Annotated in this window: 23 protein-coding genes; 8 read left to right on the forward strand and 15 right to left on the reverse strand. The window is 68.7% G+C overall.

Annotated elements, in window-relative coordinates:
* Window positions 1-23: 23 nt before the first annotated feature.
* A complete protein-coding gene (locus tag ACFQ9K_RS39555) occupies window positions 24-1,676 on the forward strand; it encodes an alkaline phosphatase D family protein (RefSeq protein ID WP_378714836.1) in 1,653 nt (550 codons plus the stop codon).
* A 99-nt stretch (window positions 1,677-1,775) separates the two neighbouring features.
* On the opposite strand, the gene ACFQ9K_RS39560 is transcribed toward ACFQ9K_RS39555, so the two are convergent.
* On the reverse strand, window positions 1,776-2,456 hold the full coding sequence (locus ACFQ9K_RS39560; protein ID WP_378714834.1) for a RadC family protein: 681 nt from the start codon (window positions 2,454-2,456) through the stop codon (window positions 1,776-1,778).
* Between the two features lie 161 nt (window positions 2,457-2,617).
* Here ACFQ9K_RS39560 and ACFQ9K_RS39565 point away from each other — a divergent pair, with 161 nt between their 5' ends.
* Window positions 2,618-4,138: an alpha/beta hydrolase gene (locus ACFQ9K_RS39565; protein WP_378714833.1), complete on the forward strand. Its 1,521-nt coding sequence runs from the start codon at window positions 2,618-2,620 to the stop codon at window positions 4,136-4,138.
* Between the two features lie 9 nt (window positions 4,139-4,147).
* Here the strand turns inward: ACFQ9K_RS39565 and ACFQ9K_RS39570 are convergent, their stop codons facing one another.
* Complete coding sequence (locus tag ACFQ9K_RS39570; protein ID WP_378714831.1) at window positions 4,148-4,351, reverse strand: type II toxin-antitoxin system VapB family antitoxin; 204 nt, start codon at window positions 4,349-4,351, stop codon at window positions 4,148-4,150.
* Between the two features lie 231 nt (window positions 4,352-4,582).
* On the opposite strand from ACFQ9K_RS39570, the gene ACFQ9K_RS39575 reads away from it, so the two are divergent.
* Window positions 4,583-5,482, forward strand: coding sequence for a phenylalanine 4-monooxygenase (locus ACFQ9K_RS39575; RefSeq protein WP_378714829.1), 900 nt, complete (start codon window positions 4,583-4,585; stop codon window positions 5,480-5,482).
* A gap of 23 nt (window positions 5,483-5,505) precedes the next feature.
* Here the strand turns inward: ACFQ9K_RS39575 and ACFQ9K_RS39580 are convergent, their stop codons facing one another.
* A complete protein-coding gene (locus ACFQ9K_RS39580; RefSeq protein ID WP_378714827.1) occupies window positions 5,506-6,129 on the reverse strand; it encodes a TetR family transcriptional regulator in 624 nt (207 codons plus the stop codon).
* Window positions 6,119-7,669, reverse strand: coding sequence for a DHA2 family efflux MFS transporter permease subunit (locus ACFQ9K_RS39585; protein WP_378714826.1), 1,551 nt, complete (start codon window positions 7,667-7,669; stop codon window positions 6,119-6,121). Before ACFQ9K_RS39585 ends, ACFQ9K_RS39580 begins: the two co-directional genes overlap by 11 nt.
* Window positions 7,670-7,790: 121 nt before the next feature.
* Between ACFQ9K_RS39585 and ACFQ9K_RS39590 the strand changes: the two genes are divergently transcribed.
* Together ACFQ9K_RS39590 and ACFQ9K_RS39595 are read left to right on the forward strand one after the other, a co-directional pair.
* The gene (locus tag ACFQ9K_RS39590) at window positions 7,791-9,074 is read left to right on the forward strand and encodes a D-alanyl-D-alanine carboxypeptidase family protein (protein WP_378714824.1); all 1,284 of its coding nucleotides are present in this window, start codon (window positions 7,791-7,793) and stop codon (window positions 9,072-9,074) included.
* A 165-nt stretch (window positions 9,075-9,239) separates the two neighbouring features.
* Window positions 9,240-9,470, forward strand: a complete 231-nt coding sequence (locus ACFQ9K_RS39595) for a hypothetical protein (protein ID WP_378714822.1) — start codon at window positions 9,240-9,242, stop codon at window positions 9,468-9,470.
* Between the two features lie 99 nt (window positions 9,471-9,569).
* On the opposite strand, the gene yhjD is transcribed toward ACFQ9K_RS39595, so the two are convergent.
* From yhjD to ACFQ9K_RS39610, 3 genes are read right to left on the reverse strand one after another with little or no spacing between them, the layout of a single operon-like run.
* Window positions 9,570-10,598, reverse strand: a complete 1,029-nt coding sequence (gene yhjD, locus ACFQ9K_RS39600) for an inner membrane protein YhjD (RefSeq protein WP_378714821.1) — start codon at window positions 10,596-10,598, stop codon at window positions 9,570-9,572.
* Between the two features lie 39 nt (window positions 10,599-10,637).
* Complete coding sequence (trpS, locus tag ACFQ9K_RS39605) at window positions 10,638-11,669, reverse strand: tryptophan--tRNA ligase (RefSeq protein ID WP_150404257.1); 1,032 nt, start codon at window positions 11,667-11,669, stop codon at window positions 10,638-10,640.
* Window positions 11,670-11,690: 21 nt separating this feature from the next.
* Entirely contained in the window at window positions 11,691-12,623 is a 933-nt protein-coding gene (locus ACFQ9K_RS39610) for an oxygenase MpaB family protein (RefSeq protein ID WP_378714819.1), read from the reverse strand.
* A gap of 97 nt (window positions 12,624-12,720) precedes the next feature.
* Between ACFQ9K_RS39610 and ACFQ9K_RS39615 the strand changes: the two genes are divergently transcribed.
* Window positions 12,721-13,407, forward strand: coding sequence for a TetR/AcrR family transcriptional regulator (locus ACFQ9K_RS39615; protein ID WP_378714817.1), 687 nt, complete (start codon window positions 12,721-12,723; stop codon window positions 13,405-13,407).
* Window positions 13,408-13,413: 6 nt separating this feature from the next.
* On the opposite strand, the gene ACFQ9K_RS39620 is transcribed toward ACFQ9K_RS39615, so the two are convergent.
* The 3 genes from ACFQ9K_RS39620 to ACFQ9K_RS39630 are packed head-to-tail and all read right to left on the reverse strand — an operon-like array spanning window position 13,414 to window position 15,091.
* On the reverse strand, window positions 13,414-13,890 hold the full coding sequence (locus ACFQ9K_RS39620) for a barstar family protein (RefSeq protein ID WP_378714815.1): 477 nt from the start codon (window positions 13,888-13,890) through the stop codon (window positions 13,414-13,416).
* Window positions 13,890-14,375, reverse strand: a complete 486-nt coding sequence (locus tag ACFQ9K_RS39625) for a ribonuclease domain-containing protein (protein WP_378714813.1) — start codon at window positions 14,373-14,375, stop codon at window positions 13,890-13,892. Before ACFQ9K_RS39625 ends, ACFQ9K_RS39620 begins: the two co-directional genes overlap by 1 nt.
* Window positions 14,372-15,091, reverse strand: coding sequence for an exodeoxyribonuclease III (locus ACFQ9K_RS39630; protein WP_378714922.1), 720 nt, complete (start codon window positions 15,089-15,091; stop codon window positions 14,372-14,374). The genes ACFQ9K_RS39625 and ACFQ9K_RS39630 overlap by 4 nt, the downstream gene beginning before the upstream one ends.
* Window positions 15,092-15,213: 122 nt before the next feature.
* On the opposite strand from ACFQ9K_RS39630, the gene ACFQ9K_RS39635 reads away from it, so the two are divergent.
* Window positions 15,214-16,122 (forward strand): alpha/beta fold hydrolase, encoded by a 909-nt coding sequence (locus tag ACFQ9K_RS39635; RefSeq protein ID WP_378714812.1) that lies wholly within the window; start codon window positions 15,214-15,216, stop codon window positions 16,120-16,122.
* An 88-nt stretch (window positions 16,123-16,210) separates the two neighbouring features.
* Window positions 16,211-17,437: a hypothetical protein gene (locus ACFQ9K_RS39640; protein ID WP_378714810.1), complete on the forward strand. Its 1,227-nt coding sequence runs from the start codon at window positions 16,211-16,213 to the stop codon at window positions 17,435-17,437.
* Window positions 17,438-17,574: 137 nt separating this feature from the next.
* On the opposite strand, the gene ACFQ9K_RS39645 is transcribed toward ACFQ9K_RS39640, so the two are convergent.
* From ACFQ9K_RS39645 to ACFQ9K_RS39665, 5 genes are all read right to left on the reverse strand, one after another.
* Window positions 17,575-18,432 (reverse strand): alpha/beta fold hydrolase, encoded by an 858-nt coding sequence (locus ACFQ9K_RS39645; RefSeq protein ID WP_378714809.1) that lies wholly within the window; start codon window positions 18,430-18,432, stop codon window positions 17,575-17,577.
* Between the two features lie 124 nt (window positions 18,433-18,556).
* Window positions 18,557-19,819 carry an acyl-CoA dehydrogenase family protein gene (locus ACFQ9K_RS39650; protein WP_378714807.1) on the reverse strand — a complete coding sequence of 421 codons (1,263 nt, stop codon included), beginning with the start codon at window positions 19,817-19,819 and terminating at the stop codon, window positions 18,557-18,559.
* 28 nt (window positions 19,820-19,847) lie between these two features.
* The gene (locus tag ACFQ9K_RS39655; RefSeq protein WP_378714805.1) at window positions 19,848-20,726 is read right to left on the reverse strand and encodes an SDR family oxidoreductase; all 879 of its coding nucleotides are present in this window, start codon (window positions 20,724-20,726) and stop codon (window positions 19,848-19,850) included.
* Window positions 20,727-20,813: 87 nt separating this feature from the next.
* Complete coding sequence (locus ACFQ9K_RS39660; RefSeq protein ID WP_378714803.1) at window positions 20,814-21,692, reverse strand: MaoC/PaaZ C-terminal domain-containing protein; 879 nt, start codon at window positions 21,690-21,692, stop codon at window positions 20,814-20,816.
* Complete coding sequence (locus tag ACFQ9K_RS39665; RefSeq protein ID WP_150404245.1) at window positions 21,689-22,126, reverse strand: SRPBCC family protein; 438 nt, start codon at window positions 22,124-22,126, stop codon at window positions 21,689-21,691. The genes ACFQ9K_RS39660 and ACFQ9K_RS39665 overlap by 4 nt, the downstream gene beginning before the upstream one ends.
* Between the last annotated feature and the right edge of the window lies 1 nt (window position 22,127).

The following is a 22,127-nucleotide window of genomic DNA, read 5'->3' on the forward strand; positions in this document are numbered from 1 at the left end:
CGCCGCGCGATATACCCTGACGTATGGGTCTGTCTCGTCGGCAACTGCTGAGATTCGGTGGCGCAGGCTCCGCTGCGGTGCTGGTGGGGGCAGCGACGGCGAGCAGCGGGCGGTTCCGGGTGCCGCACTGGTCCGACGATCCGTTCAGCCTCGGCGTCGCGTCCGGCGACCCGACCGCGGACGGCGTGGTGTTGTGGACCAGGCTGGCGCCGGACCCGTTCGCGCCGGATGGCCTGGGCGGCATGCCGTTACACCCGGTGACCGTGGAATACGAAGTCGCGCATGACGAGAACTTCCGGCAGGTGGTGACCCGCGGGTCGGCGGTCGCCACGCGCGAGCTGGCGCACAGCGTGCACCCGGAGGTCAGCGGGCTGGAGCCGGACCGCTGGTACTTCTATCGGTTCCGGGCGGGATCGGTGCTGTCCCCGGTCGGCCGGACTCGCACGGCTCCGTTACCCGGGCGGCCCACCGCGCGCATGCGATTCGCATTCGCCTCCTGCCAGTCCTGGAGTTCCGGCTACTACACCGCCTACCAGCACATGAGTGCCGAGGACCTCGATCTCGTCGTACACCTCGGGGACTACATCTACGAGCGCAGCTGGACGCAAGGTCGCAAGGGAGTGGTGGAGGAGCCCCAGTTCCGGACCGAGGCCGTCGACCTGCCCGGCTATCGACTCCGCTACGCGCAGGCCAAAGCCGAACAGCCGCTGCAGGCCGCGCACGCCGCCTTCCCCTGGCTGGTCACCATGGACGATCACGAGGTGGACAACAACTGGGCGGGCGACTCCCCCGGGCTCGGATTCGACATCCACCGCATTCCCGCGCTCTTCCGCCGTCGCAAGGCCGCCGCGTTCCAGGCGATGTACGAGCACCAGCCGCTGCGCATCGCGCAGCTGCCGTCCGGGCCGGATATTCACCTGCACCGCCGCTACGCCTTCGGCGACCTGGCCGAGATCACCATGCTCGACACCAGGCAGTACCGAGACAAGCAGGCCTGCGGCGACGGCAACACGGTCGTCGACTGCACCGCCCGGCTCGATCCCGATCGCACGATATTGGGTGCACGGCAACGAGATTGGCTGATCGACGGATTCGCCGGCTCGCCGGCCCGCTGGCAGATCCTCGGCAACCAGGTGTCGATGGGCCAGTCCGATCAGGACGCGGGCCCGACCCTCGCCGTCGGCACCGACTCCTGGGACGGCTACGTGGCCGACCGCAACGCAGTGCTCGGCGCGGCCGCCGACCGCGAGGTGCCCAACCTCGTCGTGATCACCGGAGACCGGCACCAGAACGTCGCCGGCAACCTGCGCCGCGACTTCGCTGATCCCGAATCACCGGTCGTGGCAGCGGAATTCATCGGCACCTCGATCTCCAGCGCGGGCGACGGCGCCGACTTGACCGACTCCGGCCGCAACCTGCTCGCCGCCAACCCCGACCTCGCGTTCTTCAACGCCCAACGCGGCTACGTCCGCGTCGAACTCGACCACACCCTGTTACGCAACGACTTCCGCGTCGTCCCCTACATCCGCCGCCCCGGCGCCCCCATCCACACACGAGCGAGTTTCGTTGTGCAGGATGGGATCCCGGGGACAACGCCGGCCACACAACCCGACAGGCCTGCCGCAGCCCCCGATCCAGGCGCCACCGCAGGCCCGACCGACAACGCCCCGCGTTAGCCGGATTCCCGGCCCGAGGTCCGAGCAGACGCACGTTCTGCCCGAACCCCTTGCCGACGGCGGAAGGGTGAAGCTCCACCGCTGCCGCACCCGCCCGGATCAATAGTGGCTGGTGCTGGCGGGCGCGCTGGACCAGGCCTCGCCCGCGATCACCACGTGGTCGAGGAAGCGCAGGCCGACGGTGCGCGCGGCCTCGGCGAGCAGGGTGGTGGCCCGGCGGTCGTCCAGGCTCGGGGTCGGGTCGCCGGAGGGGTGGTTGTGCACGACGGCGAAGGCGCGACCGTCGTTGCGCAGCACGGTATTCAGGATTTCGCGGATCGGCACCGCGACCTGATCGACCGCGCCCTCGGCGACGAACACCTTGCGCCGCAACTGATTCTGCGCGTCGCACACCAGTACCAGCAGCCGCTCGACCCTGGCGCCGGTGAACAGCGGCCTGGCCACGGCGGCGACATCCGACGCGGCGCCGAGGCGCACGGGGGTGCCGGTGTCGCCGCGGGCCCGGGAACCGAGGTGGAACGCCGCGATCAGGGCCGCCGCCTTCGCCACCCCGACGCCGGCCCGGCTGGACAGCTCCTCGGGCCGGGCCGCCGCCAATCCGGCCAGCCCGCCGTGTTCGACGAGTAGCTCCACCGCGAGGTCGAGCGCGCTGGCGCCGGGCCTGCCGTGCCGTAACAGCAAGGCCAGCAATTCGACATCGCTGAGCGCGTGCGGTCCGAGCGCGAGCAACCGCTCACGCGGGCGTTGCTCGACGGGTACATCGATAAGCGAAACCGGCATCGTTCCACCCCTTGGTCACGGCGACAGTGCCACGGAGTGTGCCAGGCCCTACCGACATGTTGCCCGCGACCGCGGGGCCGCCCGAGTTGTCCGGTCCTGCCGATTGCGAATCGGCGCGGGTCGGGCACACTGGGAGCGTCGATCGAGTCAGGGGCAGCTCAATGTTCATACCGCGCAAGGCAACCGCGGCACCGAGGCGCGGCGCTCTGTTACCCGCGGTGTGCGCCGCGGTCACGCTGCTGATGACGGCGTGCACCAGCGACAAGGACGCCGTGGCGCCGCCGGTCCCGACCCTCGATCGGTACTACCAGCAAACCCTGGACTGGGGCGCGTGCTCGGACTATCCGGGCGGCGCGGAACTCGGCGCGGCCGGGATCGAATGCGCGCGGGTGACGGTGCCGATCGACTACGGCAGGCCCGACGGCGACACCGCCCGGATCGCCATCTCCCGGCTGCGCGCCACCGGCACCAAGGTCGCGTCGCTGCTGACCAACCCCGGCGGCCCCGGCGCGCCGGGACTGAGTTTGCCGCGCGCGCTGGCGAAGTCGCCGCTGGCCGAACATCTCGACCTGATCGGGATGGACGTGCGCGGGCTCGGCGCCTCCACCCCGCGGGTCAGCTGCCGCTCGGCCGCGGAGTACGCGACGGGTCAGCGGGTGCTCGGCCGCACCGACCCGCTCGCCGAGATCGACCAGATCGAGGAGGAGAACGAGGACTACGCGAACTCATGTGCGCGCCGCACCGGGCTGACGCTGCTCGGGCACGTCGGCACCGTCGACGTCGCCCGCGACATGGACGTCGTCCGGGCCGTGCTGGGTGAGCAGAAGCTGACCTACTTCGGCGGTTCCTACGGCACCCGCCTCGGCTCGACCTATGCCGAGCTGTTCCCGGAGCGGGTGCGTGCGATGGTCCTGGACGCCCCCGTCGACCCCACCACGAACATCGGCGACGAGGTGATCACCGCAGCCGGCTTCCAGCAGGCCTTCGACGCCTATGCCGCCGACTGCGCCAAGGCGCCGGACTGTCCGCTCGGCACCGATCCGAAGAAGGCCACCGAGAACTACCGCGCGCTGGTCAACCCGCTGATCCAGCACCCGGTCCGCGGGCTCGACTACGGCACCGTCACCACCGCGACCATCGCCTCGCTCTACCACCCCTCGTCCTGGCCCGACCTGACCAAGGGTTTGACCGATCTCGCCAAGGGCCGCAGTGAGGTGCTGCTCGGCGAGGCGAGCGCGTACCAGGACGCCTCCGCCGACGACGTGCACCGCGCGGTGCTCTGCCTGGAGGAGATCCGGGTGACCGACCGCGCCGTGGCCGCCGACATCGCCCGCCGATCCCGTAGCGCCGCTCCGGCTTTCGACGACGGGCTGGTCGACACCGACAACCAGGCTCCGCTGGATGCCTGCGCGTTCTGGCCGGTCCCGCCGACCGCCCAGCCGCACGTGCCCAAGGTGACCGGCCTGCCGAAGCTCGTGGTCGTCGCGGCGACCGGGGATCCGGCGACGCCGTATCCCGGCGGCGTCACCCTCGCCAAAACCCTTGGCGCTGCGTTGATCACCTACGAGGGCACCCAGCACGGCGCGGCCTTCGAGGGCATCGCCTGCGTCGACGAACCCGTGCTGAGGTATCTGATCGATCTGACCCCGCCGGCCGACGGCCTGCGGTGCGCGAAATCGTGAGCCGCTGCGCTATCCGTCGACGACGACGACCTCCGGCGCGGGCAACGCGAACAACGAGTTGGCGGCCAGCTTTTCGAGGTGACGTAGCTGACGCTCGTGGACGACGATCCGGCGCAGTGCCTCGTTGATCGTGGCATTGCTCGTCGAGGTGCCCAGCACGGCGGCCGCGGCGGCGAGCAACTTCTGGTCGAGATCGATCCGCACGGATTTCATGCGTCCTCCTAAGTACATTCGCCATTTTGCGCCATCGCGCGCGCTTATGTCCGGCAAATCGGGACAGCGTCGGCGAATTCACGGCGGCGGTCGGCGGCCACTGGTCAGCTCGTCGCCGGAATCCGTCGCCGGATGCCGGTAATTGCACAGCAAAGGACAGTCAGCTAGACAGTTTGCCAAGCTGCGAAGGCTTTTGTTGTCGACAGGCTCGAGCGGTGCTTGCATCGACGTATGTTCACCGAAGCGCAGCTGTACTCACCGGTGACCCGGTCCGGCGACGGCGATGTGACCGTCCACCTCAGCGACGAGCACCCCGGCGTGCACGACGCGGACTACCGGGCCCGTCGCAACGCCATCGCCGCGCTCGCGCTCGATTACGCACCGGGCAAACCGGTTCCGCAGATCGACTACACCGCCGAGGAGCAGCAGGTCTGGCGGATCGCCTCGGCCGAGCTGGCGCGCAAGCACCAGACCTACGCCTGTGCCGAGGTGCTGGAGGCCGCGGCCAGGCTCGCCCTGCCCGAGGATCACATTCCGCAGTTGAACGAGGTCTCGGGGGCGCTGGTGCCGCTGAGCGGATTCCGCTACGCGCCGGCCGCGGGCCTGGTGCCGCTGCGCCAGTTCTTCGGCTCGTTCGCGGACCGGACCTTCCACTCCACCCAGTACATCCGGCACCACTCGGCGCCGCTGTACACCCCCGAGCCCGACGCCATCCACGAGATCATCGGCCACGCCAATCAGATCGCCAGCCCCCGCTTCGCCGCCATCTACGAGGCGGTCGGCGCGGCGGTCGGCCGGCTGGAGACCGAGCAGGCGCTGAAGTTCCTCGCCAACGTCTTCTGGTTCTCGATGGAGTTCGGCGTAGTCCGGGAGGCGGGCGAAGTCCGTTGCTACGGTGCGGGATTGCTGTCCTCCTACGGCGAGATCGAGGAGTTCCGCACGGCCGACCTGCGGCCGCTCGACGTCGCCGCGATGGGCACCGCCGTCTACGACATCACCCACTACCAGCCGATCCTGTACTGCGCCGAGTCGATCGCCGAGATCGAGGACGTGGTCGGCGGCTTCTTCGCGACGATGGACGACGAGACGCCGGACCGGTTGCGGCATTCGAGTGCCGCCGGGGCGCAGTAGCTTTCACCCGGCGAGCCGGATAGTCAACCCTGCTCGCCGGTCCACTCCCTGCCGATCGGCAGCCCGGCTTCCAGCAGATCCAGCATCCGGCCGATGTTGTCGAGATTGATCGGCGAGACGCGCGCGATGGCCAGGCCCGCGCCGGTCAACGCGCCGGCCAGCACCCGGATATCGAAGTCGCGGGCGGAACCGCCGACGCGTTCGGCCATCATGGAGGCGACCATCTCGATGTTGCGTTCCATCTCCCGGCCGATGGCCGAACGCAGCTCGGGCACGTGATAGACCAGCGCCTGCCGTTCCTGCTCGAAGGCCAGCGCCGAGGCGGGCAGCGTGGTGAAAACCTCCGTGATCGCGTTACGCAGGGCGGTCAGCGGCGCGAGGTCGGGCGGCTGCGCCCGGACCGCCGCGATCAGCAACGGGTCCATGTCGTCGGCGAGCACCAGTTGCTCCTTGGTCGGGAAGTAGCGGAAGAAGGTGCTCGGCGACACGTCGGCCGCGGCCGCGATCTGCTCGACCGTGGTGTCGCTGTATCCCTGCTCGCGGAACAGCCGGAACGCTTCTTCGCGAATCGTCCGGCGGGTCCGCTCCTTCTTCCGCTCGCGCAGACCGTGCACGGCTGGCTCTTCTCCGGACAATTCAACCGACATGAGTCGATTCTGACCGATCGGCAGGCCGGATGGCGCCACCGGCGGCCTCCAGCGGCGCCGGCACCGGCTCGACCGGGCGCTTCGCCCGGATGACGACGGCGGCGAGCACCGCCGCCGCGGCACACAGGGCCGCGCAGACCCACAGCATCGCGGCCATCCCGCCGACGAACGCGTTCTGCACCTGGTGCAGCACCGCCGGGTCGCCGAGCTGGTGCGCCGCCGCGACGCCCGAGTTCACCCCGTCGGAGATCGGATCGCGGTTCAGCGCGCCGAGGTCCGAGCGGTACTGCGTGGCCAGCACCGTGCCCAGAATCGCGACACCGATGGTGCCGCCCGCTTGGCGCAGCGCCTGGATCAATGCCGAACCCGAACCCGAACGTTCCGGGGTGAGCTCGCCCATCGCCAGGCCCATCGCCGTCGGCATCGCCAGACCCATGCCCGCACCGAGCAGCGTCGTCCACAGCGCGGTGAAGCCGTAGCCGCTGTCCACGCTGGTCGTCGCACCCAGCCCGAGCGCGCCGGCCAGCAGGGCGAAGCCGAGCGCGAGCAGCCATCGGGCGCCCAGCTTCAGCAGGATTCGGTCACCCAGCCTGCTGCCGACGATCAGTCCGCCGATCAGCGGGAGCAAGCGCAGACCGCTGCCGAGCGCGTCCACGCCGAGCACCGCCTGGAAATACTGCGGCACGGTGAAGAACATGCCGAACATGGCGAAGTTGACCACGATGGAAAGCCCCGTGCCCCAGCGGAATCCGGCGTTCTCGAACAGCCCGAGATCGATCAGCGGATGCGTCGTCCTGCGCTGCCAGAGCACGAACGCCCCGAGCAGCAGCACACCGGCGACGACGGTGGCCCAGGCCGACGGATCGCCCCAGCCGAGGTCGCCGATCCGGATGAAGCCGTAGGTGAGACCGAGCATGCCTGCGGCCGAGAGCAGCACGCCGGGGACGTCGACGCGGAGCTGGTTCGCACTGCGCGATTCCGGCACGAGCGCGAACACCGCGAGCGCACCGACGATCACCATCGGCACGTTGATCAGGAAGACCGAGCCCCACCAGAAGTTCCGCAGCAGCCAACCGCCGAGGATCGGCCCCAGCGGCAGGCCGAGCGCGGTCGCGGTCACCCAGATGGTCAGCGCGCGTTGCCGTTGCGCGGGCTCGGGGAACAGGGACGGCAGCACCGACATGGACAGCGGCATCATCGCCGCCGCACCGACGCCGAGCACCACCCGCGCGGCGATGAGCTGGCCGGACGAGGCGGCGAACGCGCAGGCCAGCGACGCGGCGCCGAAAATCAGCAGCGCGCCGAGCAGGAACTTCTTGCGGCCGTACCGGTCGCCGAGCGCACCGGCGGGCAGCATCAGCGCGGCCAGCGCGAGCGTGTACGCGCCGGTGAACCATTGCAGCGCGGCGGTATTCGCGTGCAGGTCGACGGCGAGCGTGGGCAGCGCCACGGTCAGCACCGTGGTGTCGAGCCCGATGGTCAGCATGGCCAGCGCCAGCGCGCCGAGCGCCAGCCAGCGCCGAGTCGCGTCTGTTTTCATGAACCCTCCGAAATGATAGAAGCTACTTTTTGATAGTAGCTCTCATTTGGTAGCTTCTGTCAATACCCTGCTCCGGTGTGCATTCGGCCGACCCGCCGTGGAATCGCTAGGCTCGCGAACGATGAAGATCCGGGACTCGCGCCGCCGCGCCACACTCCGCCTCGGTTCCGCGCTGGCCGCCCTGGCGGTGATCGCGGGGACGGCCGTTCCGGCGCTCGCCGCGCCGGCGCCGAGCACACCGACGACGCCGTTCACCACCCCCAATACCGACGGTTGCCCGCAGAAGACGCGGCCGCCCGCGCCGATCGACGAATCCGAGGTCCCCGCGCCCGGCGAGCCGACGCCGACCGCCCTGCCCATCCCCACGCCCCCGGTCGGCGGCGGCCGGCTCGGCGAGTGCGGCGCGGTGCTGCCCAAGGGGGCACCCGCTGCGCCGCAAGACATTTCGGCGACCGCCTGGCAGCTGTCGGATCTGGACACCGGCGAGGTGCTCGCGGCCAAGGACCCGCACGGCCGCTACCGGCCCGCCAGCACCATCAAGGTGCTGCTCGCCACGATCGCGCTGCGCACCCTGGATTTGAACAAGACGGTCATCGGCACCGAAGACGACGCGAACGCCGACGGCACCCGGGTCGGCATCGGACCCGGCGGCCACTACACCAACCGCCAGCTCATGCAGGGCCTGATCATGGCCTCCGGCAACGACGCGGCGCACGCCATCGCCACCCAGCTCGGCGGCGAGGCGGCCACCGTCGCGAAGATGAACGAGCTCGCGAAGTCACTGGGCGCCTTGGATACTCGCGCCGCCACCCCGTCCGGCCTGGACGGTCCGGGCATGAGCACCTCGGCCTACGACCTGTCCGTCCTGTTCCGCGAGGCCATGACGATCCCGCTGTTCGCCGAGTTCATCCACACCGAACAGATCGACTTCCCCGGTTATCCGGCGAACCCGAAGATCGAGGGGGACAAAGACCACCCCGGCTTCCCCATCGGCAACGACAACCACCTGCTCTACGACTACGACGGCGCCCTCGGCGGCAAGACCGGCTTCACCGACGACGCCAGGCAGACCTTCGTCGCCGCCGCCGAACGCGACGGGCGTCGCCTCTCGGTCACCCTGCTCAAGGCCGACGTGCGGCCGCTGCGCCCGTCCGACCAGGCGGCCCGGCTCCTCGACTACGGCTTCGCCCTCCCCCGCGGCGCGTCCGTCGGGAAACTCCCCGAGCCCGATCGCAAGCAGTCGAAACCCGGTGCCGCCCTTGCCTCCCCGCCGCCGAAGGACATGGACTCGCGTCCGCTGGCGGAGGACGGGCACGGCGACAACCGCACCGTCTGGATCGTCGGCGGAGTCATCCTGATCCTCGCCCTGCTGCTCGGCGCGCGGCGGCTGAACCGGCGGCGGTAGCCGACCTCGTTCGGCAGGCACACCGGCGCCGAGTTCGACCTCGCACCTTCTCGCCATGCGATCCCCACGGCCATGGAACCGTTCCGCGCGGCGCTGCGTCTATGGCTTGTGTAGGCGATTTCCGTCGACCGGATGCGGTCGCCGCAGGCGAGGGGGTGCGTTGACTTGGCTGGAATTCCCGGCGTGGACATCGGGGTGCCCGGCATCGAGCGGATCGGCGCGGTCGTTCGACTCCAGGACGGCGAGTACCCGTCCTTCGGCCGTCTGCTGGCGGGGTGGCTGCTCCATGCGTATCTACCGCTCGGCAACTGGGGTGGCGCCGGTCCGGATTACGTCGACGATTACTCCCTGCCTGCCGTGCGACGGCGCGATATGGCACGTGTCAGTTCGACGTGAACTGCACGAATTCCTATGTCGGAGAGGACAACAGTGAGTCACTGGCGACACGATCGAGGATGGCTGCGGCCGCTGCCCGCGCCGGAGGAAAGCTCGCACTCACCGGCCGCGCGGTCGGCGCAGGGTCGAAAGCGCAAGGGCCGCAAGGGCTCCTGCGCCGAAGAAGGTGGCTCCCGCGCCGACGGAGAGTTCGCGGGCTGAGGTGCGCGGGGCGATGATGGCGGCGGGGGGCGCGGGGATTTCGGCCTCGGGCTCGTTGTCGGAGGCGGTGGCGGCCCAGGCGGTGGCGAACAGGACGATCCGGTAGGTGACGTAGCTGAAGACCATCAGACCGATGATCGAACCGAAGGCGGCGCCCGCCGGACTGCTCAGCACCTTCTGCAGGTAGATCGAGGCGACGAACTTGAACACCTCGAAGACCAGCGCGGCCAGGGCGGCCGCCTTGGCCGCGCTGGCCAGGGTGACCGGTTCGCGGGGCAGCCGGGCGATGATCCAGGCGAAGACCGCCCAGGAGGCGAGAAAGCCGAGCAGGATCGACACCAGCGCCAGCAGCAGCCGGGCGCCGGGCAGGTGCGACAGGCCGAGGCTGATCAGCAGCCGGGCGCCGAGGGTGCTGGACGCCAGCGCGGAAAGCCCGAGGGAGACGACGAAGGCCAGGCCGAGACCGAGCAGCGCGCCGAGGTCGGACAGCTTGGCCATGAACCAGTTCTGGTCCTCGCTCTTCTGCTCCCACTGCTCGGTCAGCGCCGCCCGCAGGTTGGCCATCCAGCCGAGCCCGGACCAGATCCCGGCGAGCAGGCCGATGACGCCGACCGTGCCGCGCGACTCGATCGCCTTGTCGATCAGCTCGTTGAGCTGCTCACCGAGCGAGCCGGGAATGTTGTCGACGATCTTGGTCTGCACCTCGCCGAGCAGGTCCGGATTGCTGGACAGCACGAAACCCGCGATCGCGAAGGCGACCATCAGCAGCGGAAACAGCGACAGCACGGTGAAATACGTGATGCCCGCCGCGTAGTAGTCGCCGCGCTGACGCTGATACCGCCCGCCCGCGCGCACCAGATGGTCCAGCCACGGCAGCGCCTGGATCCGTCGTTCGATCCCGGCCTTGATGTTGTCGATCACCTGCACCGTTCGCCCCTTCAGGAGAGATCTCGCAGGTGCCGGCCGTCAGCGGGCCAGAAGGCCCACTCGGTCGTAAACCTGTGCGAGGGTGTTGCCGGCGATCTCTCGCGCACGCTCGGCACCGGCGGCGAGGATACGGTCGAGTTCGCCCTGATCCGACAAGTACTCTCGCACCTTCGCCTGCAAAGGCGTGACAAATTCGACCAGCGCGTCGGCCACATCGGACTTCAGGTCGCCGTAGCCCTTGCCCGCGTAGTCCTTTTCCAGCGTGACGATCGGGCTGCCGGACAGCGAGCTCAGGATCACCAGCAGGTTGCTCACGCCCGGCTTCTGCTCCGGGTCGTAGCGGATCTCCCGCTCGGTGTCGGTCACCGCGGAACGGACCCGCTTGGCGGTGATCTTCGGATCGTCGAGCAGGTTGATCAGGCCCGCGTCGCTGGACGCCGACTTGCTCATCTTCGAGGTCGGATCCTGCAGGTCGTAGATCTTGGCGGTGCCCTTCTCGATGTGCGCCTCGGGCACCACGAAGGTCTTCTTGAACCGGGTGTTGAAGCGCTGCGCCAGATTTCGGGTCAGCTCCAGATGCTGACGCTGGTCCTCGCCGACCGGCACCTGGTGCGGGCGGTAGAGCAGGATGTCCGAGGCCATCAGCACCGGATAGGTGAACAGCCCGACCGACGCGTTGTCCGAGCCCTGCTTGACCGACTTGTCCTTGAACTGGGTCATCCGGCTGGCCTCGCCGAAGCCGGTGATGCAGCTGAGCACCCAGGCCAGCTCGGCGTGCTCGGGCACCTGGCTCTGCACGAACAGCGTCGACTTCTTCGGATCGATGCCGAGCGCGAGCAACTGCGCGGCGGCGGCCTTGGTCTGCGCCTTCAGCGCCTTCGGGTCCTGCGGCACGGTGATCGCGTGCAGGTTCGGGATGAAGTACAGCGCGTCGTAGTCGTCCTGCATGGTCACCCAGTACTGCAGCGCCCCAAGGTAGTTGCCGAGATGGAACGAGGTGCCGGTGGGCTGGATCCCGGAAAGGACGCGCTGCTTGCGTTCAGCGGCCGGGGCTTCTGCAGGAACGGACATACCCCGATCTTTCCATGCCGTTCAAGCGAGATTTCGCTCCACCCAGTTGCGTGGGTCGACCCCGGGCATACTCGGCCGTCCCCTGGTGACCAGCTGGTGCTCGCGCCGCGAGACGAGCTTGTAGACCGGCGCGCTCGGCCCGGCCAGGGTGCCCCGCAATACCGGCGGTACCAGCGGCGTCGTCACATGCGCGGTGCGCACGGCCTGCGCGAGCGCCCGATACGCGACCTGATCGGCGAGTCCCCAGCGCATGCCGTACAGCTGCCGGATCCGTGCCGGCAGGCTGCCCTGCACCAGCAGGAAGAACGCGGAGGTGACCTGCTGCATCGGCATCCGCTGCGGATACGGCACGCGCTGTCCGGCCAGATAGGAGCCGACCAGCCGGGCCTCGTCGGTGAGGAACAGCTCGTCGGAGGCGAGATAGGCGTCGAAGGATTCGCGGAACTCCGGGTAGCTACCCGGAGCCGCGTCCGCGGGCATGCCGAACAGCTCGGCCCAGCGCACGTAGTCCTGGTACAGGCCCTCGCGCTCGCCGTCGGTCATGGTGCGGACCAGCAGGTCGTACATCACCTCGGCGGAGTCGAAGGTGAACGCCATCGTCATGTACATCAGGTGCGGGTCGAGCGCGGAGTAGCCGGTGCCCGCCGGGTGGTGCGGCCCGGCGTCCTCCGGCAGGGCGCCACGCACCTTGGCGTGCTTGTTCGTGGTGAAGGCGAGCGCGCGATCCGCCTCCGCCTTGCTGCCGAGGAACACGGCCTCGAAGAGATGGCCGGTGAGCGCGAGCCGGGTGTACGGCGTCATCCGGTGCTCGGTGTTCTCCGCGGTGCCGACGTAGAGCAGCGGGTGGACCGCGCCGACGACCAGGGCGCGCTGGCCGTAGGTCAGGCCGACGGCCCGCTTGCTCATCACCCGCCTGGCCATGGAGTGATCGCTGAAATAGCCGGGCTCGGACATTGCTGCCTCCTCATCGAGAGCATCTGGCAACAGCATCCGCCAGATTCGACAATCTGGCAATAGCCTCTGCCAGAATTGAGCGTGACAGAATCGAATCGTGACTGCATCGCGAAGCGATTCCGTGAGGGGCGGCGGTCGGGCGACGGATGGGCCGACCCAGCGGACATATGGCGGGATCACCGCGGCGCAGCGGCGGGCGCAGCGGCGAGCGGCGTTGCTCGACGCGGCACTGGAGATCATCGGCACGCAAGGGTTGGCCAAGCTGACGGTCTCCGGGCTGTGCGCCCAGGCGGGGCTCAACGAGCGGTACTACTACGAGAGCTTCGACAGTCGCGATGCCGTGCTGACCGCGCTCGTCGACACGATCGCCGAGGAACTGGCGGTCGCGATCGTGGCGGCGGTCGGTGCCGCGCCGAAGGATTCGCGCGCAACGGCACGGGCCGCGATCACGGCGGGTATCCACCTGCTCACGGACGACCCGCGCAAGGCGAAGGTCACGCTGGTCGCCGGGCTGGCGACGCCGGAATTGCGGGCGCGCACAACGGAAACGGTGCGGGTGTTCGCGCGGATGGTCGCCGCCGAGGGGGTCGATTTCTACGGGATCGATGACCCGGACTCCGATCCGGCCATCGACTTCCGGGCCAACTATCTGGTCGGCGGACTGGTGCAGACGCTGACCGCGTGGCTACAGGGCGAACTGCCGCTCACCCGCGACGAGCTGATCGAGCACACCACCGACGTATTCGTCTTGCTCGGTGAGGATTTGGCGCGCCGCCTGGCCTGAGCCGGTTCACAGTTCCAGCGTGATGTCGTGCAACCCGGCCGATTCCCCTTGCAGGACAACGCGGAACGGAATTCCCCGGCGCGACCAATAGTCGGCGCAGTCCCGCATCGCCTCGGCGAACCAGTCCCGTTCGGCCGGTTCCTCGGCCAGCAGATGGACCGAATCCCGGACCACGACAACGTATCCTGTGGCCTCGCCGACGAAATCGTCCAGGTCACGCAGGCATTCGTCGAAGGCGTCCTTGTTCTCGCCGAAGTAGTACGGGAACTGCAGCGCCGAGGCGGTCTCGTCGAACAACCGCCCGACTGTGCGCATCTTGGTGCCGCGCAGTTCGCGCACCAGATAGCCGGGCGGCACGCGATAGCGCACGCCGCTCAGCTCGGCCGCGTCGACGACGGCCGCACCGAGCGCGGGCGCGGCGCCGCGCGATTCGGTCTCGACCGGTCGAGCCAGGAACTGCGACAACGGAATTACCTTGGACATCAGCGCATCCTTGTGAAGGTCTCGTAGTGGTCCCCGGTGTACCAGGCCGACCCATCGCTGCCGGTGACGATGCGCTCGGCGTCCCTGGATCGGCCACGCTGCTTGGGATTGACGTCCCATTCCTGGTAGGTGATCGGTTTGCCCGCACCGTCTTTGGCGGCCAGCGTGCCCGCGCGATTCATCCAGCGGTCACCGCCCTTGGTGCCGGGCGCGTTCGCCGAATCGGGCCAGCGGCCCGCGTCGATCTCGCGCAGGGTGTCGTAGGCCTTGGCGGGCACGCCCGGTGCGCGGCTGGTCGGCGCGGCGGGCTCCGAGGCCCTTGGCGCGCCGGGGACCGCCGCACTGCTGGTGGCGCGCGCGGTGGTGCCGGTCGCGACGGTATCGCCGCCACCACCGCGCAGTCCGAGCACCGCGACCACGACCAGCGCGACCGCCACCGCGCCCAGCCCGGCGATCGTGCGAATCGCCTTCGGCGACAGGTTCATCGGTACTGCACCGTGACCGGCGCGTGGTCGGACCAGCGCTGGTCGTAGGCGGCGGCGCGTTCCACCACGGCCTGTTTGGCGCGCGCCGCGAGGTCGCCGCGGGCGAGCTGGTAGTCGATGCGCCAGCCGGTGTCGTTGTCGAAGGCGCGGCCGCGGTACGACCACCAGCTGTACGGTCCGGGGACCGCCGGATGCAGTTGGCGCACCACGTCGACGTAGCCCGCGGCGAGCAGTTCGTCGATCCAGGCGCGCTCCTCCGGGAGGAATCCGGCCGACTTCAGATTGCCCTTCCAGTTCTTCAGGTCGAGCTCGGTGTGCGCGATGTTCCAGTCGCCGCCGACCACGAAATCGCCGGTGCGGGCAGTCAGGTAGGCGCCGAGTTCGGCCATGTAGCGGTACTTTTCGTCCTGTCGCGGGGTGCCTTCCTCCCCGGAGTGCACGTACACACTGGCGACCGTGACGTCACCGAAGTCGGCCTCGAGGTAGCGGCCGGACGCGCCGAACTCGCTGCTGCCGAAGCCGATTCGAACCGCGTCCGGTTCCCGCCTGGACAGGATCGCGACGCCGGCCCTGCCCTTGGACTCCGGCTCGGCCTGCGCCAGCCACCAGCCCTCGGCCAACGCGGGCGCCAGCGCCGCTCTGGTCTGCTCGTCGGTGGCCCTGGTCTCCTGGACACAGACGATGTCGGCCTCCGTCGCGGCGAGCCAGGCCAGCATGCCTTTGCCCGCGGCCGCGCGGACGCCATTTACGTTCACAGTCGAAATGATGTAGGCCACCGCACGACCGTACAATGCTGGTCAGATGAATTCCCTCGGACACCGCCGTCCAGGAAAGGGTGATGACGATGCCGTCTGACACCGCCAAGTCCGCCAACGCCACAAGCACCGCGCGGACGCCGGTCCCCACCAAGACAAAACCGGAGCTCCCCAAGGCGGTCAAGGCATTGCACCTGGGTTCCGGTGACCCGCTGCTCCTGCTGCACGGCTTCATGATGTCGCCGCACTGCTGGGCGCAGACCGCGACGCGGCTGGCCAGCCAGTGTGAAGTGTACGCGCCGGCCTTCGCCGGGCACTGGGGTGGCGAACGCGCGGACGGCTGGTCGGTCGACGTGCACACCCTGGCCGATCGCATCGAGGATCAACTCGACGAACTCGGCTGGCGCACCTGCCACATCGCGGGCAATTCCCTCGGCGGCTGGGTCGGGGTCGAGCTCGCCCGGCGTGGGCGGGCCCGCACGCTGACCCTCGTCGCGCCGGCCGGTGGCTGGCACGCACCGTCGTTCACCCAGCTGCGGATCAACCTGAAGTTTCTGTCGCTGGTGCCGATCGTCGAAATCGGTAAGCGGCTGGGCGGTTTCGCGATCAACAACCCGATCGCGCAGCGGTTCGCCCTGGTGTGGCTGAGCAAGAACGCGGCCGCGGTCTCCCGGCGCGACTCCGCGGCCGCCGTCATGGCCGCCCTGCACTGCCCGTCCATGCTGCCGTTCCTGGTCAGCAGTCTGCGCGGGCCAGGGCAGGAGGACCTGTCCACGCTGCGGACGCCGGTCCGGCTGCTGCTGTCCGAATACGACCGGATCATCCCGAATCGCGTGTACGCCCGCCGCTATCTGAAGGAGCTCCCCGAGTCCGCCGACCGCATCGTCGTGCACGGGGTCGGGCACGTCCCGATGCTGGAGGCGCCGGACCGCATCGCGACCCTCATCGCCGAGCACGTGTACGCCAGCCGCAACCGGCTTCGCGCGGTGTGAGACAAAGGATTTCCACAGGTCAGGAAGTTATCCCCAGATCGCGGAAAGGTCTCGATCCGGCGCGCGTCCGCGCCTACTGTTCCGAGGCATGGGGAGCACACAAACCGACCGCGTTGTGCATCAACTCCGCGGCGACGTCAACGGCCTGTACGAACTGAACAGCACCATGCGCCGCGAGGCCAAGGAAACCGACGGCGTGGTCCGCGACACCGAGCTACGACTCCGGCGGTTGTGCCGCACCTCCGGCCGACAATTCGGCGTGCTCCTCGCTGCCCACCGCCAGCACGGACATCGCCTGGACCGCGTGGAATCGCTACTCGGAGAGGTGTCGACGCAGGTAGGCCAGCTGATGCCCCAGACGGGCGAGCTGGCGGAACAAATGAGCCACCTGGCACCGCTACCAGCCCGCGTAGACGAGCTCACACACCAAATGGGCCGCATGGCACCACAACTGAACGAACTGACAGAACACATCAGCCACCTGGCACCGCTACCAGCACGCGTAGACGAGCTCACACACCAAATGGGCCGCATGGCACCACAAGTAAACGAACTGACAGAACACATCAGCCACCTGGCACCACTGCCAGCACGCGTAGACGAGCTCACACACCAAATGGGCCGCATGGCACCACAAGTAAACGAACTGACAGAACACATCAGCCACCTGGCACCGCTACCAGCACGCGTGGACAAGCTTGCCGAGCAAATGGATCGCCTGGCACCGCTACCAGCACGAGTAGACCAGCTTGCCGAGCAAATGGATCGCCTGGCACCGCTACCAGCACGAGTAGACCAGCTTGCCGAGCAGATGGATCGCCTGGCACCGCTACCGGCACGAGTAGACCAGCTTGCCGAGCAGATGGATCGCCTGGCACCGCTGCCAGCACGGGTGGATGAGCTTGCGGGGCAGGTGAATTACCTGACTGAGCAAGTCGAACTGCTTGCGCCGCTGCCGGAGCGGGTGGACGGGCTCGCCGGGCAGGTCAACATCCTCACCGGGCACGTGAACGACCTGACCGGGCATATGAACGATCTCACCGGCCATGTGGACGATCTCACCGGGCATATGAACGATCTCACCGGGCAGGTGAATCGGCTGACCGGGCGGGTGGATCATCTGACGGGCCGGGTGGATTATCTGACCGATCACGTGGATCAGCTTGTGGAGTTGCCGGCTCGGGTGTCCAGGCTGGAGGAGCAGATGGGCGAGTTGACGGTGGTGGTGCGGCAGAACGCGCAGACGTTGGATGTGGTGGTCGATCTGCTGCGGAAGGGGCAGCCAACGCCGCTCGCGGGCGAGGGCGAGGACTAGCCGACGCTCGGGACGCGGGCGCTTCCTGCTCCCGGTTCAACTCAACCTGGGCGACACTCGCAATACATCGGCCTGCGGGGCGATGTATTGCGAGCATCAGGTCTGCCGCCCTGATCGAGCCGGACGAGGCACGAGGCTCAGGACGCTACTTCGGGCTGCTTGCGGCCGGTTCGGGGAAAGCCGAGAACCAGTTGGCAGACCTCGTTGGGGACGTCCAATTGCGGGCAGTGTCCGACTCCGGGTAGAGCGACGAACTCGCTGCCGGGCAGCATGGCGTGCAGCGCGCGGGCGGCGGAGAGCGGGATGATGCGGTCCGCGGTGCCGTGCACGACGAGGACCGGGCAGCGCACGACGAGATCGACATGCCCGGACGGGTGTTCACGGGCGTAGCGGGTCGCATCCTGACCGCGGGCGGCCACCGCGGCCATGTCGGGCACCGAACGTGTTGCGGTGATGAGGAATTCGGGATCGGCGACGACGCCGGGCCCGTAGACGAACAGCGCTACGGCGCGGCGCACACCCCAGCGCACCAGCGCGGCCGGAATGGGCAGGCGGCCGACCAGGCGAAAGAACATCCGGTACTCGCGCAGGCGACCGACGCGGGCCAGCCAATGGCGGGCCAGCAGCGGCTCGTCGAGGCAGACCACCGCGGTGACCTCGCCGTCCGGGTGCCGGGCGGCGGCATGCAGTGCGGTGGCGGCACCGAGCGAATTGCCGACCAGGGTCAGCGGGCCGCGCTCGGCGATGATCGCGTCGACGAAGCCGTCGAACTGCGGAGTCATCGGGCCGGGCCGGCGCCGGTCCGCCAGGCCGAAACCCGGAAGATCGACGGCGAAGGCCGCACGGCCCGCGGCCGCCAGCGCGGTGAGCACACCGCGCCAGGTATCCGCGCTATCGGCGTAACCGTGCAACAGCAGGATCGGCGTACCGGAACCGGCGACGGAGAGGACCCGCGTGTTGACGCCGGCGTAGCGCGCGGTGGTTTCGGTGATCATCGGCCGGGTTGCTCCTCATCGAGCACGCACCAGCGCGGTGCGCAGGACCAACGGCGTTTCGACTGCGCGACAGCCGATCCCGGGCGCGCACGCCGTGGGTAGCGCACCCGGGACCGTGGCACGGTCAGGCCAGCAGACCCTTGGCGATGTGGGTCACCTGGATCTCGTTGCTGCCCGCGTAGATCATCAGCGACTTGGCGTCGCGCGCGAGCTGTTCGACCCGGTACTCGGTCATGTAGCCGTTGCCGCCGAACAGCTGCACCGCCTCCATGGCGACCTCGGTGGCCGCCTCGGACGCGTAGAGCTTCATCGCCGACGCCTCGGCGAGCGTCGGCGGCTTACCCGCGCGACCGCGCTCCAGCGTGTTGAACACCATGTTCTGCACGTTGATCCTGGCGATCTCCATCTTGGCCAGCTTGAGCTGGACGAGCTGGAAGCGGCCGATCTCCTGGCCCCAGAGCTTGCGGCTCTTCGCGTAATCCAGGCAGAGCCGGTGACATTCGTTGATGATGCCCAGCGCCATGAAGGCCACGCCGACGCGCTCGGCGGTGAAGCTGGACCGCGCGCTCTCCCGGCCGTCACCGCCCCGGTGCTCCTCGGTCTCGCCGAGCAGGCGGTCCTTGCCGAGCCGGACGTTGTCGAAGAACAGCTCACCGGTGGGCGAGGCGTGCAGGCCCATCTTCTTGAACGGCTTGCCCTGGGTGAGCCCCTCCATGCCCTTGTCCAGGACGAAGGTGAGCACCTTGCGCTCGCGCTTGTCGCCGCCGTCGCCCTCGTCGACCTTGGCGTAGACGATCATCACGTCGGCGAACGGGCCATTGGTGATGAACGTCTTCTGGCCGTTGAGCAGGTAGTCGTCGCCGTCGCGGCGGACGTAGGTCTTCATGCCGCCGAACGCGTCGGAACCGGAGTCGGGCTCGGTGATCGCCCACGCCGCAACCTTTTTCATGGTCACGATGTCGGCCAGCCAGCGTTCCTTCTGCGCCAGCGTGCCGCGGGACATGATGGTGGTCGCGCCGAGCCCGATGCTGACGCCCAGCGCGGTGACCAAACCCATGCAGACACCGGACAGTTCGCCGACCACCACCGCCATCAGCGATTCCTGCCCGGCGAACGGGCTACCGCCGGAGGACTTTTCCTTCTTCTTCTCCGGCAGCGGCTCGCCGGCGGCGATCGCCGCTTCTTTGGCGCGCTGCTTCGCGAGCAGCTTCTCCACCGCCTCGCCGCCCATGGCGTCGATCCCGAACTCGCTGAACAGCTTCCGGATGATCGGATACGGCGACAACTCGCCACTGTCGAGCGCGTCCAGGTTGGGCCGGATCTCCTTGTCGATGAACGTCCGCACGGCATCGCGGATCAAGACATCGGTCTCGGACCATTCGAACATCGTTGTTCTCCTTAGGGTTGCGGCGAGCTCAGGGCAGCCGAGCGGAGATGTCGTCGATCAGCCACGGTCCGTCGGTCTCGATCGTCTTCACATCGTGCCAACCGGCCAGCTCGGAGATGGCGCCGCCCTGCACCGCGAACACCTTGCCGGTGATCGGGCACTTGTCCGAGGCGAGATAGGCCACCAGCGGCGAGATGTTGGCGGGGCTGAACGCGTCGAATCCGCCGTCTTCGACCTCGTCGGCCTCGGCCGCCATCATGGCGCCCATGCCGGGCGTGGCCAGGGTGAGCCGGGTGCGCGCGATCGGCGCGATGGCGTTGACCCGCACGCCGTAGCGGGCGAGTTCGTCGGCGGCGACCAGGGTGAGCGCGGCGATCCCCGCCTTGGCCGCGCCGTAGTTGGCCTGGCCCGCGTTCGGCACGGTGGTGCCCGAAGCGGACGCGGTGTTGATCACCGCGGCGTTCGGCTGATTGCCGGCCTTGCTCTGGTCTTTCCAGTAGGCGGCGGCGTGGTGCAGCACGGCGGCGTGGCCCTTGAGGTGCACGGCGATCACCGCGTCCCACTGCGCCTCGTCCAGGCCCGCGATGAACGCGTCGCGCAGGATGCCCGCGTTGTTGACCACGATGTCGAGGCCGCCGAGCTCGGAAATCGCCTGGTCGACCACGTTCTTCGCGCCGCCCCAGGTGGCGATGTTCGCGGTGTTGGCGATCGCGGTGCCACCGGCGGCGACGATCTCGTTCGCCACCTCCTGGGCGGGCGTGGTGTCGGTGCCCTCGCCCTCGTTGCTGCCGCCGAGGTCGTTCACGACGACGGCCGCGCCCTCGCGGGCGAACAGCAGGGCGTGCTCGCGACCGATGCCGCGACCGGCGCCGGTGATGATGGCTACTCGACCTTCGAGTGCACCCATCGATGTCTCCTCTTCCTGAAGTCTGTGCTGAATAGTGCGACCGGACAACCACGTTCGCCGGGACGGCGGAACCGTCCCGGCGCGCGGTCACTCGGCGATCTCGGCCAGCCCGTCGCTGAGCACCACGTCCTCGCCGCGCACGGTCTCGAAGGCGTAGGTGGTGACGCCGTCGGCGGAGCCGACCTTCCAGATGCGGGTCTCCAGATCGTCACCGGGAAAGACCATCTTGGCGAAGCGCACCGCGAATCGCCTGAGCCGGTGCACATCCGACCCGCCGACCTCGGTGAGCACCGCCCAGGACGCGAACGCCATGGTGCACAGCCCGTGCGCGATGATGCCCGGCAGCCCGGCGTCCTTGGCCACCTGATCGTCCAGGTGCAGCGGCACCGGATCGCCGGAAGCCGGTGAGTACCTGAAGGTTTGGTCGTCGTCCACGTGCTGCCGGACGACCGCCGCCGGCGGCTGCGCGCGCAGGTTCTCGTCGAACTTGTGCGCGGGCGCCGCGGCGCCGACCGTCTTGCCCGCGTCGATATTGCGGAAGAACGCGGTCAGATACTGCTCATTGACCAGTTCCCCTGCCTCGGTGCGGCATTCGATGAGGATGGTGATGGCCGTGCCGTTGGGCCTGCTGGTGTAGCCGGTCGCCTTGGCCCGCGAGACCAGCCGGTCGCCGGGCTGGATGGCCCGGTGGAAGTGGAAGTCCTGCTCGCCGTGCACGACCCGGCCGAAGATGTCCATCGGCGCGACCTCGATCACCGGCATCATCATCGCCTCGAAGACGGGGACGATCGCGAAGACCGGTGACGCGACCTTGCCCGCGAGGTGCGCCTCGATCGGATCGTTGGTGGCCGCGGCGTATTCGCCGATCCGCTCGGCGGTCACCTCGAAACGCTCGTCGTCACACCAGGTTTCGAGCCCGGCATCGTCGAACTCGACGAGCCGGGCGGCAGTTGTCTCCGAACTCATGCCGAAGCCAGCGCGTCGAGCTGCTCCAACGACTTGTCCAGCTGCTTGAGGCCGTCCTTCTCGACCGCCTTGCCGAGCGCGCCCTTGATCAGCGCGCCCTCGAAGTCACCGGAGACCAGGATGGTGCTGCCGCCGTCGCCCTTGGGCTGGATGTCGAAGGTGAATTCGGTCTTCACCCCGGCCATTCCGGTGCCGCCGAGGGTGAGCTTGGTCGGCTGCTCGACCGAGACCACGGTCCACTCCAGCTTGTTCGCCATGCCGAGCATGACGATCTTGGCGACCAGCTTGGCGCCCTCGGTCAGCACGGCGGGCGGCTCCTCCATGAAGCGCTCGTGGATGGTGAACCACTTCTCCCAGGTGTTCGGGTCGGAGACGACCGTCCAGAGCGCCTCGGGGGTGGCGTTGACGTCCTTGGTGGCTTCGATGTGTCCCATT

This window comes from Nocardia sp. NPDC056564, assembly GCF_042793755.1.
In the GTDB taxonomy this organism is placed as follows: Bacteria; Actinomycetota; Actinomycetes; order Mycobacteriales; family Mycobacteriaceae; genus Nocardia.